This is a genomic window from Streptomyces sp. NRRL F-5135, assembly GCF_000719775.1.
GTDB lineage: Bacteria > Actinomycetota > Actinomycetes > Streptomycetales > Streptomycetaceae > Streptomyces > Streptomyces hebeiensis.
The window spans coordinates 173,735-186,282 of record NZ_JOHR01000009.1 but is presented as its reverse complement, the minus strand read 5'-3'; the positions used below and the strand labels follow the sequence as shown (position 1 = coordinate 186,282).

Genomic DNA, 12,548 nt, shown 5'->3' with positions numbered 1-12,548 from the left:
ACGGGCGCACTGTCGAGTGCATGGGATCAACGCGATCAACAGGCGAGACGCGCACGACGGAGGCGGCCACCGCGGAAACGTCCCTGCCCGGGACCCGCCCACGCGGCGGAGACGGCCCTGGCGGAGACGGCCCCGGCGGACACGGCCCTCGCGGGCGCGTCCCGCGGGTGCACCGCGCCTGGTGGGTCGCCCTCGCCGCGACCTTGGTGATCGTCGCCGCGGGAAGCTTCAGCACGCTCTCCGGAACACTGGTCGGTCCCCTGCACGGCGCCTTCGGCTGGTCGCGCTCCACGATCGGGGTCGCGGTCTCGCTCAACATGGTGCTGTACGGGCTGACGGCTCCGTTCGCGGCGGCGCTGATGGATCGTTTCGGCACGCGGCGGACCGTGCCGGCCGCCCTCGCCTGCCTCGCCGCGGGCGGCCTGCTGACCACCGTCATGACGGCCCCCTGGCAGTTCGTCCTCAGCTGGGGACTGCTGGTCGGGCTCGGCAGCGGCGCGCTGGCGACGACGTTCGCCGCGGTCGTCGCCCAGCGCTGGTTCGTACGGCGGCGTGGCCTGGTCACCGGGGTGCTCACCGCCGCCGGGGTGTTCGGGCAGTTCGCGTTCCTTCCGGTGCTCTCCTGGGTGGTCGAACGCCACGGCTGGCGCCCGGCGCTGATGGCGGTGGCGCTCGCCGCGCTCGTCCTGCTCCCGCCCGTCAGGCTGCTGATGGCGGACCGTCCGGCCGACGCGGGGACACGTCCGTACGGTGCCGGGTCGCGTCCGTACGGCGCCGAGGAGGGGGACGGGGAGGACGCCGCCCGCCCGGTCCCCGCGCGCGGCGCGGCGCGGCGCACCGTGCGCGTCCTGCTGGACGCGGCGCGTACGCGCGGCTTCTGGCTGCTCGCCGGCGTCTTCGCCGTGTGCGGTGCCTCGACCAACGGCGTCATGTGGAGCAGCTTCACGCCCGCAGCGCACGACCACGGCATGCCCGCGACCGCGGCGTCCTCGGTCCTCGCGCTGATCGGTGTGTGCAACGTGGCGGGCACGGTGGGCTCCGGCTGGCTGACCGACCGGTTCGACCCCCGGCGGCTGCTCGCGGGCTACTTCGTGCTGCGGGGTGTCTCGCTGGTGGTGCTGCCGTTTCTGATGAGCGCCACGGTCCGGGCTCCGCTGGTGCTGTTCGCGGTGTTCTTCGGACTCCTCGACGTGGCGACGGTCCCGCCGGTGATCGCGCTCTGCCGGGAGTTCCACGGCGACGACAGCGCGATCGTCTTCGGCTGGGTCAGCGCCGCGCACCAGGTCGGGGCCGGGCTCATGGCGGGCGCCGGCGGGGTCGTACGGGACACGTTCGGGTCGTACGACCCGGTGTGGGCGGGGTCGGGCGCGCTGTGCGCGGCGGCCGCGCTGCTCGCGCTGGTGGTGCGGCGGCGTCCGGGCCGGACGCCGAGTTGTCCACAGGGGCGACGGGCTGTCGGAGCCGGGCGGTAGCGTCGGGTCATGTCCAATCCAGCGGTCCTCGAAGCGGTCCTCGAGCGGATCACGTACGCCAACGAGGAGAACGGCTACACGGTCGCCCGTGTCGACACCGGACGCGGCGGCGACCTCCTCACCGTGGTCGGCTCGCTGCTCGGCGCGCAGCCGGGCGAGTCCCTGCGCATGGAGGGCCGCTGGGGCTCGCACCCGCAGTACGGCAAGCAGTTCATGTGCGAGAACTACACGACGGTCCTGCCGGCCACGATCCAGGGCATCCGCCGCTATCTCGGCTCGGGCCTTATCAAGGGCATCGGACCGGTGTTCGCGGACCGGATCACCGGACACTTCGGCCTGGACACGCTGGACATCATCGAGAAGGAGCCCGGAAGGCTGGTCGAGGTCCCGGGCCTCGGCCCCAAGCGGACGAAGCGGATCGCCGCCGCCTGGGAGGAGCAGAAGGCGATCAAGGAGGTCATGCTCTTCCTCCAGGGCGTGGGGGTCTCCACCTCCATCGCGGTGCGGATCTACAAGAAGTACGGGGACGCCTCCATCTCGGTCGTGCGGAACGAGCCCTACCGCCTGGCGGCGGACGTCTGGGGCATCGGCTTCCTGACGGCGGACCGGATCGCGCAGGCCGTCGGCATACCGCACGACAGCCCGGAGCGCGTCAAGGCGGGCCTTCAGTACGCGCTGTCGCAGTCCACGGACCAGGGCCACTGCTATCTGCCGGAGGAGCGGCTGATCGCGGACGCGGTGAAGCTGCTCGCGGTGGACACGGGCCTGGTCATCGAGTGCCTGGCCGAACTGGCGGGCGAGGAGGAGGGGGTCGTCCGGGAGAAGGTGCCCGATCCGGAGGGCGGTGATCCGGTCACGGCGGTCTACCTGGTGCCGTTCCACCGCGCCGAGGTGTCCCTCTCCGGTCAGTTGCTGCGGCTGCTGCGGACCGGCGAGGACCGCATGCCGGCCTTCCGCGACGTGGCCTGGGACCGGGCGCTGACCTGGCTCGCGGGGCGTACGGGCGCGGAGCTGGCGCCCGAGCAGGAGCAGGCGGTGCGGCTGGCGCTCAGCGAGAAGGTCGCGGTCCTGACCGGCGGCCCGGGCTGCGGCAAGTCCTTCACGGTCCGCTCGATCGTCGAGCTGGCGCGGGCCAAGAAGGCCAAGGTGGTGCTGGCGGCCCCGACCGGGCGGGCGGCCAAGCGGCTGGCCGAGCTGACCGGTGCCGAGGCGTCGACCGTGCACCGGCTGCTGGAGCTCAAACCGGGCGGGGACGCCGCGTACGACCGGGACCGGCCGTTGGACGCGGACCTGGTGGTGGTGGACGAGGCGTCGATGCTGGACCTGCTGCTGGCCAACAAGCTGGTGAAGGCGGTGGCGCCGGGAGCGCACCTGCTGCTGGTGGGGGACGTCGACCAGCTGCCCTCGGTGGGCGCCGGCGAGGTGCTGCGCGATCTGCTCGCCGAGGGCGGCCCCGTGCCGAGGGTCCGGCTGACGCGGATCTTCCGGCAGGCGCAGCAGTCGGGCGTGGTCACGAACGCGCACCGCATCAACTCCGGGCAGCAGCCCCTCACTCAGGGCCTCGCCGACTTCTTCCACTTCGTGGAGGAGGAGACCGAGGACGCGGGCCGGGTCACGGTCGATGTGGCGGCGCGCCGGATCCCCGCGAAGTTCGGCCTGGACCCGCGCCGGGACGTGCAGGTCCTGGCGCCGATGCACCGGGGGCCGGCCGGCGCGGGCGCGCTCAACGGGCTGCTCCAGCAGGCCGTCACGCCCGCGCGGCCGGACCTCCCGGAGAAGCGGGTCGGCGGCCGGGTCTTCCGGGTGGGGGACAAGGTCACTCAGATCAGGAACAACTACGAGAAGGGGGAGAACGGGGTCTTCAACGGCACGGTGGGGGTGGTGACCTCCCTCGACATGGATGAGCAGCGGCTGACGGTGCGGACGGACGAGGACGAGGAGGTGCCGTACGACTTCGACGAGCTGGACGAGCTGGCGCACGCGTACGCGGTGACGATCCACCGGTCGCAGGGCAGCGAGTACCCGGCCGTGGTCATCCCGGTGACGACGGGCGCGTGGATGATGCTCCAGCGCAACCTGCTGTACACGGCCGTCACCCGCGCGAAGAAGCTCGTCGTCCTCGTCGGTTCCCGCAAGGCCATCGGGCAGGCGGTACGGACGGTTTCCGCGGGCAGACGCTGTACGGCGCTGGCCCACCGTCTGGGCGCCGCGGGCTGAGCGCGAGCGCCGCACGGGGCCGCCTGCGGCCGTCCGGGGCCGTCCCGGGGAGCGGGGGCGAGGGGCCCGGCGGAGTGCGAGCCTGGGAAGAAACGGTGATGCGGGCTTTCGTAACCCGGGGCGAAGGGGGCAGGATGGGCAGGCTGGCGGCACTGAGTGCCGCCAAAAGGCCAAATGGCCGACCCCGAGTGCACTCTCCTGAGCCAAATGGGGGATGGTAGAGACAGTCAGGGCACCTCGAAGAAGAGGCACTACGTCGGTGAGGGATGACGTGAGCGAGAAACGCGACAACGCGGTAGTTCTGCGGTACGGCGACGGCGAGTACACCTACCCGGTGATCGACAGCACCGTCGGTGACACGGGCTTCGACATCGGGAAGCTCCGTTCTCAGACCGGTCTGGTGACTCTGGACAGCGGGTACGGCAATACCGCCGCCTACAAGTCCGCGATCACCTATCTGGACGGCGAGCAGGGCATCCTCCGCTACCGCGGCTATCCGATCGAGCAGCTGGCGGAGCGGTCCAGCTTCCTCGAAGTGGCGTATCTGCTGATCAATGGCGAACTGCCGACGGTCGACGAGCTCGCCGCGTTCAAGAACGAGATCACCCAGCACACGCTGCTGCACGAGGACGTCAAGCGGTTCTACGACGGGTTCCCGCGTGACGCCCATCCGATGGCGATGCTGTCCTCCGTGGTCAGCGCGCTGTCGACCTTCTACCAGGACAGCCACAACCCGTTCGACGAGACGCAGCGCAACCTGTCCACGATCCGGCTGCTGGCCAAGCTGCCCACGATCGCCGCGTACGCGTACAAGAAGTCGATCGGCCACCCCTTCGTCTACCCGCGCAACGACCTCGGGTACGTCGAGAACTTCCTGCGGATGACCTTCTCGGTCCCGGCGCAGGAGTACGTGCCGGACCCGGTCGTGGTCTCGGCGCTGGACAAGCTGCTGATCCTGCACGCGGACCACGAGCAGAACTGTTCGACCTCCACCGTGCGCCTGGTCGGCTCCTCGCAGGCGAACATGTTCGCCTCGATCTCCGCCGGCATCAGCGCCCTGTGGGGCCCGCTGCACGGTGGTGCCAACCAGTCGGTGCTGGAGATGCTCGAGGGCATCCAGGCGTCCGGCGGCGATGTCGACTCCTTCATCCGCAAGGTGAAGAACAAGGAGGACGGCGTCAAGCTGATGGGCTTCGGGCACCGCGTCTACAAGAACTTCGACCCCCGGGCGAAGATCATCAAGGCGGCGGCGCACGATGTCCTCTCGGCGCTCGGCAAGTCCGACGAGCTGCTCGACATCGCGCTCAAGCTGGAGGAGCACGCGCTGGCCGACGACTACTTCGTCGAGCGCAAGCTCTACCCGAACGTGGACTTCTACACGGGTCTGATCTACCGGGCCATGGGTTTCCCGACCGAGATGTTCACCGTGCTGTTCGCGCTCGGCCGGCTGCCCGGCTGGATCGCCCAGTGGCACGAGATGATCAAGGAGCCCGGCTCCCGCATCGGGCGTCCGCGCCAGATCTACACCGGCGAGGTCCTGCGTGACTTCGTTCCGGTGGAGGGTCGCTGAGCACCTCTGAGCCCCGCTGGGAGCCCCCGGGTCTCCGAGCGCCCCCGGGTCTGTGAGTACTCCGGGTCTCCGAGCACCTCCGGAGCTTCCGGGCCACCGAAAAGCGCCCCGCCGCCGATCCCCCCACGGGTCGGCGAGCGGGGCGCTTTCCATATCCCCGGAGCGGATTCCCCCCACGGGATCCGGGCCGGGCGTCTGCCGTAACCAGCAACGGCTACTCGCGCGGTCGGACCGGGGTACGTACGGGAGGGCCGCTCAAAGCTCCCCGGTGCACGTGCCCCGGCCAATCGCTTGTCCGGGATGTCCCCCAAGACATCCCCTGACATGCCGCTGAACGTCCCCCAAGACGTTCTCTGGCATCGTCCTCTTAGACTCGCGAGCTGTCCTCATGGTTACCCATCAATCTATGTGATCTAGATCTCTTTGTGAAGGTCTTGTGGTTCATGTGAAGGCTCTTCGGTGCAAAGAGTTGGTAACCGACGGGGCGCGGGACGGCTCAGGCCGACGCGGCCAGCTCGTAACCCGCCTCGTCCACGGCGGCGCGCACGGCGGTCTCGTCCAGCGGGGCCTTGGAGACGACGGTGACCTCTCCGGTGGCGGCGACGGCCTGCACGGAGGTCACGCCCCCGATCTCGGAGATCTCGGCGGCGACGGCGCCTTCGCAGTGTCCGCAGGTCATGCCGGTGACACGGTAGACGGTGGTGACCTGGTCGGGGGAGGTGGTCCGGTCGGTGGTCTCGGGCTGTGTCTCGGCGGCCATGGTGATCTCCTCTTCGGGCGTTGCTGGGGAGGGCTGTGGGGCGCCGGAGGGTCGCGGGAACCCGGTGGCGCCGAACCACGGATTCGACTTTACCCCCAGGGGGTATAAAAACGAAGCCTAGAAGGTCGATGAGGCGGGTCGCGCCCGGCAGTCCTCGACGAGCGGCTGCAGGTAGCGGAAGAGGAGGGTCTTCAACTCGGTGATGTACGCGTCACGCTCGTCCGGCTCGACGGAGAGGGTCAGGTCGAGTCCGGCCTTGAAGGTGGCGAAGGCGAGCCGGGCGATCCGGGAGACCTCGGCCGGCGAGGCTTCCGAGAGGTAGCCGCTCAGGATCCCCTCGACCTGCGGGACCAGGGACGAGTGCAGGTCCGCGTGGTCCATCGCGATCTTTCCGGGAACGTCGGGGCCGTGCATCAGGACGCCGAACGCCGGGTTCTCGTGGTTGAACCGGATCAACGGGTCCAGGACCGCTTCCAGCAGCTCTTCCAGGGGCAGTTCGAGGTGGGCGGGTGTGAGCGCCCGGCCGTAGGTGGCGCGCCAGCGTCGCAGCAGCTGATCGCCCAGTTCGACGGCGATGGCCTCCTTGTTGGGGAAGAACTGGTAGAGCGTGCCGGGGGAGATGCCCGCCTCGCGGGCGATGGCGTTGGTGCTCGCGCCCGTGTAGCCGGCGGTGGAGAACACGGTGGCCGCGGCGTCGAGGATCTGGGCGATGCGGCGCTCGCCGCGCGCCTGGCGGCGGCGCGGTCGCGCGGTCGTGGCGGCGCGGTCCGGAACCTTCCGTCGCGTGCCCTCGGCGTCGTCGCTGTTCGCCTCCGGCATATCAATCCCCCGGCTTTCCTGGATCCGTTGACAAATGCGAGAGGTAACTCGCATTCTTGTATTGCGAGCGATGGCTCGTGTTTTCAGTCTATGTGGTACTGGCCGACCCGTGCGGAGACATGGGTCACGGTGAAGGGGACACCGCACCATGTCCGAAGTCAACACGGCGCCGCCGCTCGGGGGGTGGACCCGTTTCGTCACCGCGCGTCCGAGGCTGACCTTGCTGGCCGCGCTGGTGATCACGGTGCTCGCCGTGTTCGCGGGAGGCGGCGTCGGGGACCGGCTGAGCAGCGGCGGCTGGGAGGATCCGGACGCCGAGTCGACCTATGCGACCAAGGCGCTGGAGCGGGAGTTCCCCGCTTCCCAGCCGAATCTGCTGCTGCTCGTCGACAGCGGGACCCGCGTCGTGGACGATCCCGCCGTGGCCGCCGAGGCGAAGAGGATCACCGAGCGGCTGGCGGCGGAGAAGGGGATCACCGGCGTCGGGTCGTACTGGCAGACCCGGGCACCCTCGCTGCGCGCCGAGGACGGGCGGCAAGCGCTCGTCGTCGCGCGGCTCGAGGGGGACGAGAAGACCGCCGCCGCGACCCTGGACCGGATAGCGCCCGCCTTCCGCGGCGAGCGGGGGCCGGTGGAGGTCTCGTTCGGCGGTCCCGTCGCCATCCGGCACGAGGTGCAGACCACGATCCAGGAGGACCTGCTGCGGGCCGAGCTGGTCGCCCTGCCCGTGACGCTGGTGCTGCTGGTGATGGTCTTCGGCAGCGCGGTCGCCGCCCTGCTGCCGCTGGGGCTCGGTGTCGTCGCCATCCTGGGGACAGACGCGGTGCTGCGCGGGCTCACCGAGCTCACCGAGGTCTCGATCTTCGCCCAGAACCTGACGACTGCCCTGGGCCTCGGGCTGGCCATCGACTACGCCCTGTTCATCGTGCGCCGCTTCCGCGAGGAGCTGGCCGGGGGCGCCGAGGTGAGAGCGGCCGTCGGCACCACGCTGCGCACCGCCGGGCGTACGGTGCTGTTCTCCGCGCTGACCGTGGCGGTGTCGTTGGCCGCCATGATGGTCTTCCCCCAGTACTTCCTGCGTTCCTTCGCCTATGCCGGCATCGCGGTGGTGTTGCTCGCGGCCGCCGCCGCGCTGGTCCTGCTGCCCGCCGCGCTCATGCTGCTGGGCCACCGGGTCAATGCCCTGGACCTTCGGCGTCTGCTGCGCCGCGGGCGAGGCAAGGGCCGCGAGGGCACCGGTGCGGGCGGGGCGGCCGGCGACGGCAGTTCCGGTGCCGCCGGGGCGTCCGGTGCCGTGGCGCCCGGGGCGGGGTGGGGGCGCACGGCCGCGCTGGTGATGCGCAGGGCCCCGCTCTTCGCCCTCGCCACCACGGCCGGGCTGGTACTGCTCGGGACGCCCTTCCTGGGCGTGAAGTTCGGCACGGCCGACGACCGGCAGCTGCCGTCGAGCGCCGAGTCCCGGGTCGTCCAGCAGGAGATCCGCGACAACTTCCCGGGCAACCCCAGTGGTGGCCTCCAGGTGCTCACGAAGGGCGATGCGACGCCCGCCGAGTACGCCGACTACCGCGACCGGATAGCCGCCCTTCCCGGGGTGGCGAGGGCCGACGGCCCCGTCCCCGGCGACGGCGGGCACGCGTACTTCACGGTGCTGCCCAGGGGGGAGGCCGTGAGCGAGGAGGCCCAGGACCTGGTCCGGGGGATCCGTGCGGAGCCGGCGGAGTTCGACACCTCGGTCACCGGTACGGCAGCGGTCCTGGTCGACTCCAAGGACGCGATAGGGGACCGGCTGCTGCTGGCCCTGGCCCTCATCGTGGTGGCGACCCTGTTCCTGGTCTTCCTGCTCACCGGCAGCGTGCTGATACCGATCCAGGCGGTCGTGCTCAACGCCCTCAGCCTGACCGCGATGTTCGGGGCGGTGGTCTGGGTCTTCCAGGACGGCCACCTCTCCGGTCCGCTCGCCTTCACGGCCACGGGGGACATAGAGACGACGCTGCCCGTCGTGATGTTCTGTGTGGCCTTCGGGCTCTCCATGGACTACGGGGTCTTCCTGCTCTCCCGGATCAAGGAGGAGTACGACCGCAGCGGTGACCACGAGCGATCGGTGTCGTTCGGGCTCCAGCGCACCGGAGGGCTGATCACTGCGGCCGCCCTGCTCCTGGCGGTGGTCATGGTGGCCATCGGCACCTCGCGGGTGACCAGCACGAAGCTGCTGGGGCTCGGCATCACACTGGCCGTGCTTATGGACGCGATGGTGGTGCGCAGTCTGCTGGTTCCCGCGGTGATGAAGCTGACCGGCAGGGCGACCTGGTGGGCGCCGGGCCCGTTGCGCCGGTTCCATGTCCGGTTCGGGCTGAGCGAGGGCGAGTCCGCCCCGAGGGCGGAGGAGCGTCATCCCCAGGCCGACGGCCGAGGGGCGGAGACAAGCGGTACGTCCGACGGGCAGCAGGGCTCGGACGAGCCGGAGGGATCGGAAGGGACGTCCGGACCGGGCAAGGAGCTGGAGTCGGGGGCGCGGAGCAAGAGGTGAGCGAGAGCGAGCGGAACAGGGGGCGGGCGACGGCGTAGAAGGCGGAGTTGGAGTCGGAGGCGGGCCGGTCCTCGGGGGCAGTCCGGGACCGGGCCCGTCGGCCGAGACGGGCGACGCGATCGCGTGTCCGCCGTCAGACTCCGCAGCCACGCAGGAAGCGGCGCGTACGTTCGGCGATCGGGAAGGGCTTGTCCGGCGGGCAGGGGTACATGTCCTGCTCGACGATGGCGAAGAGGTCGACGTCCAGCCGCCTGGCCGCCGCCAGTACCGGCTCCAGCGCCGGTACACCGGCCGGCGGCTCGCACATCACCCCGCGCCCCACGGCGGGCCCGAAGGGCACCTCGTTCGCGACGACGTCGGCCAGGATCTCCGGGTCCACCTGCTTCAGATGGAGGTAGCCGATCCGCTCGCCGTACGTCTCGATCAGCTTGACGCTGTCACCGCCGCAGTAGGCGTAGTGGCCGGTGTCCAGGCAGAGCGAGACCAGGGAGGGATCGGTCGCGTCGAGGAAACGGCTGACGTTCTCCTCCGTGTCGATGTGGGTGTCGGCGTGCGGATGGACGACGACCCGCAGCCCGTACCGGTCCCGCACCTCCCGGCCGAGACGCTCGGTCTGAGAGGTCAGATCGCGCCATTGGTCCGGCGTGAGCGTGCGGTCCTCCAGGACCTTCCCGGTCTTGTCGTCGCGCCAGAACGAGGGGATGACGACCAGGTGGTCCGCGCCCATCGCCCGGGTGAGCGCGGCGATGTCCGAGACGTGCGCCCAGGTCTCCTCCCAGACGGCGGGCCCGCGGTGGAGCCCGGTGAAGACCGTCCCGGCCGACACCTTGAGCCCGCGCCGGCCGGTCTCCTCGCCCAACCGGGCGGGATCCGACGGCAGATACCCGTACGGGCCGAGCTCGATCCACTCGTAGCCCGCCTCGGCGACCTCGTCGAGGAAACGCCGCCAGGGCACCTGGCGCGGATCGTCGGGAAACCACACCCCCCAGGAGTCGGGGGCCGATCCGACCCGGATGCGGTTCTGCGAGGGCGCGGAGGAGGTCATGCCGACCAGCTTTCCGGCCCCGCGGAAAAGGTGTCAAGGCCTTGGTCCGAATGTAAGGACAAAGCGTTGACAGGGTTCCGCCGGGAGCATTAAACCTGGCAATGGCCGTCGCACCGAAGGGTCGAACGAAGGGGCCTGCATGCCTGCGCACGACGTCATCACCATGGGCCGGATCGGGGTCGATCTCTACCCGCTGCGCACCGGGGTCCCGCTGGCGCAGGTCGACGCCTTCGGGAAGTTCCTCGGCGGTTCCGCGACGAACGTGGCGGTCGCCGCGGCCCGGCTGGGCCGGCGCGCGGCGGTCATCACCCGCACCGGACGCGACCCGTTCGGGGACTACCTCCACCAGGCGCTCCGGGAGTTCGGGGTGGACGACCACTGGGTGACCCCGGTCGACGCGTACCCGACGCCGGTGACCTTCTGCGAGGTCTTCCCGCCGGACGACTTCCCGCTCTATTTCTACCGGCAGCCCAAGGCGCCGGACCTGGAGATTCACCCGGACGAGCTGGACCTGGACGCGATCAGGGCGGCCCGCGTCTTCTGGATGACGGGGACGGGGCTGTGCGCCGAGCCCAGCCGCTCCGCCACGCTGGCCGCGCTCCGGGCCAGGGATCGCCGGGGCACCACCGTCTTCGACCTCGACTGGCGGCCGATGTTCTGGGACGACGCCGGTTCCGCCGCCCGCGCCCACTACGCGGAGGCGCTGCGGTACGCCACCGTCGCCGTCGGCAATCTCGACGAGTGCGAGGTCGCCGTGGGGGAGCGGGATCCGGACGGGGCGGCGCGGGCCCTCCTCGACGCCGGGGTCGAGCTGGCCGTCGTCAAACAGGGACCGAAGGGCGTCCTCGCCGTCCACCGGGACGGCACCCGCGCCGAGGTCCCGCCCGTCCCCGTCGAGGTCGTCAACGGGCTGGGCGCGGGAGACGCCTTCGGGGGCGCGCTGTGCCACGGGCTACTGGCGGGCTGGGGGCTGACACGGGTCATGCGGTACGCCAACGCGGCGGGCGCGATCGTCGCCGCCAGGCTGGCCTGCTCCTCCGCCATGCCGTACGACGACGAGGTCGGCCAGGTCGTCGCGGGCGGCCCGGTCCCGGATCAGCGACCGGATCAGCCCCCGGCCCAGGAGCGGCAAACGGTCCAGGAGCCGGCCCGAACGGCGGCGCCGCTCCCGGCCGCCGCACCGGCTCCCGCGGACCCTTCGACCGCGCCCTCGGCCACCTCCCCGGCCGCCGGACCCGCCCCGGAGGCCGGAGCGTGACCCGCGTCGATGTCGCCGAGCTCGTCCGGCTGCGCGCGCACCACCCGGAAGCCGTCGCCGAGGCCGCCGCCCGCCGGGTCCGGCGGCCCCTGCTGCGCCCCACCGGCCGTCTGATGATCATCGCCGCCGACCACCCGGCCCGGGGCGCGCTCGCGGTCGGGAACAGCCGGTCCGCCATGGCCAACCGTCAGGAGCTGCTGGAGCGGCTGTGTCTGGCCCTGTCGCGCCCCGGTGTCGACGGCGTGCTGGCCAGCGCCGACATCCTCGACGACCTGCTGCTCCTGGGTGCCCTGGAGGACCGCGTCGTCATGGGCTCCATGAACCGCGGTGGCCTCGCGGGCGCGGCCTTCGAACTGGACGACCGCTTCACGGGGCACCGCCCCGAGGACCTCGACCGGCTCCGGTTCGACGCGGGCAAGCTGCTGCTCCGCGTCGACTACGCGGACCCCGGCTCGCTGACCACCCTGCACTCCGCCGCCCGCGCCGTCGACGCCATGGCGGCGCTGCGGCTGCCGGTCTTCGTCGAGCCGTTCATCTGCCGACGGGCCGACGGACGGCTCGTCACGGACCTGAGCGCCGAGGCCGTCACACGGTCGATAGCCATCGCCTCCGGGCTGGGCGGCACCTCCGCGTACACCTGGCTGAAGCTGCCCGTCACCGAGGATCCCGACGACATGGCGCGGGTGCTGGAGACCTCGACGCTGCCCGCCGTCCTGCTGGGCGGCGAGACGGGGGGCGACCAGCAGGGCGCGTACGAGAGGTGGCGCAAGGCGCTGCGACTGCCCACCGTCCAGGGGCTGGTGGTGGGGCGCTCGCTGCTCTATCCGGTCGACGGTGACGTGGCCGGAGCCGTCGACACGGCCGTGGGACTGCTGTGAAG

Annotated in this window: 9 protein-coding genes; 6 read left to right on the top strand and 3 right to left on the bottom strand. The window is 71.3% G+C overall.

Translation table 11 applies throughout. The annotated features are described in order from the left end of the window. Positions 1-20: 20 nt before the first annotated feature. The 3 genes from IG02_RS0117760 (at position 21) to IG02_RS0117750 (ending at position 5,259) form a co-directional block, all read left to right on the top strand. The gene (locus IG02_RS0117760; RefSeq protein ID WP_078854572.1) at positions 21-1,472 is read left to right on the top strand and encodes an MFS transporter; all 1,452 of its coding nucleotides are present in this window, start codon (positions 21-23) and stop codon (positions 1,470-1,472) included. Between the two features lie 9 nt (positions 1,473-1,481). Next, positions 1,482-3,689 carry an ATP-dependent RecD-like DNA helicase gene (locus IG02_RS0117755; RefSeq protein WP_030748416.1) on the top strand — a complete coding sequence of 736 codons (2,208 nt, stop codon included), beginning with the start codon at positions 1,482-1,484 and terminating at the stop codon, positions 3,687-3,689. A 271-nt stretch (positions 3,690-3,960) separates the two neighbouring features. Further along, positions 3,961-5,259, top strand: coding sequence for a citrate synthase (locus tag IG02_RS0117750; protein WP_030748413.1), 1,299 nt, complete (start codon positions 3,961-3,963; stop codon positions 5,257-5,259). Between the two features lie 496 nt (positions 5,260-5,755). Here IG02_RS0117750 and IG02_RS0117745 read toward each other — a convergent pair whose 3' ends face one another. Further along, the gene (locus IG02_RS0117745) at positions 5,756-6,019 is read right to left on the bottom strand and encodes a heavy-metal-associated domain-containing protein (protein WP_030748409.1); all 264 of its coding nucleotides are present in this window, start codon (positions 6,017-6,019) and stop codon (positions 5,756-5,758) included. A 117-nt stretch (positions 6,020-6,136) separates the two neighbouring features. Then, the gene (locus tag IG02_RS0117740) at positions 6,137-6,838 is read right to left on the bottom strand and encodes a TetR/AcrR family transcriptional regulator (RefSeq protein WP_030748407.1); all 702 of its coding nucleotides are present in this window, start codon (positions 6,836-6,838) and stop codon (positions 6,137-6,139) included. A gap of 148 nt (positions 6,839-6,986) precedes the next feature. On the opposite strand from IG02_RS0117740, the gene IG02_RS0117735 reads away from it, so the two are divergent. Further along, positions 6,987-9,365, top strand: coding sequence for an MMPL family transporter (locus tag IG02_RS0117735; RefSeq protein ID WP_051765212.1), 2,379 nt, complete (start codon positions 6,987-6,989; stop codon positions 9,363-9,365). A 133-nt stretch (positions 9,366-9,498) separates the two neighbouring features. Here IG02_RS0117735 and IG02_RS0117730 read toward each other — a convergent pair whose 3' ends face one another. Continuing rightward, entirely contained in the window at positions 9,499-10,410 is a 912-nt protein-coding gene (locus IG02_RS0117730) for a sugar phosphate isomerase/epimerase family protein (protein ID WP_030748403.1), read from the bottom strand. 139 nt (positions 10,411-10,549) lie between these two features. Between IG02_RS0117730 and iolC the strand changes: the two genes are divergently transcribed. Next, a complete protein-coding gene (gene iolC, locus IG02_RS0117725; protein WP_051765209.1) occupies positions 10,550-11,668 on the top strand; it encodes a 5-dehydro-2-deoxygluconokinase in 1,119 nt (372 codons plus the stop codon). Beyond that, the gene (locus tag IG02_RS0117720) at positions 11,665-12,546 is read left to right on the top strand and encodes a Cgl0159 family (beta/alpha)8-fold protein (RefSeq protein ID WP_030748397.1); all 882 of its coding nucleotides are present in this window, start codon (positions 11,665-11,667) and stop codon (positions 12,544-12,546) included. The genes iolC and IG02_RS0117720 overlap by 4 nt, the downstream gene beginning before the upstream one ends. Positions 12,547-12,548 lie beyond the last annotated feature (2 nt).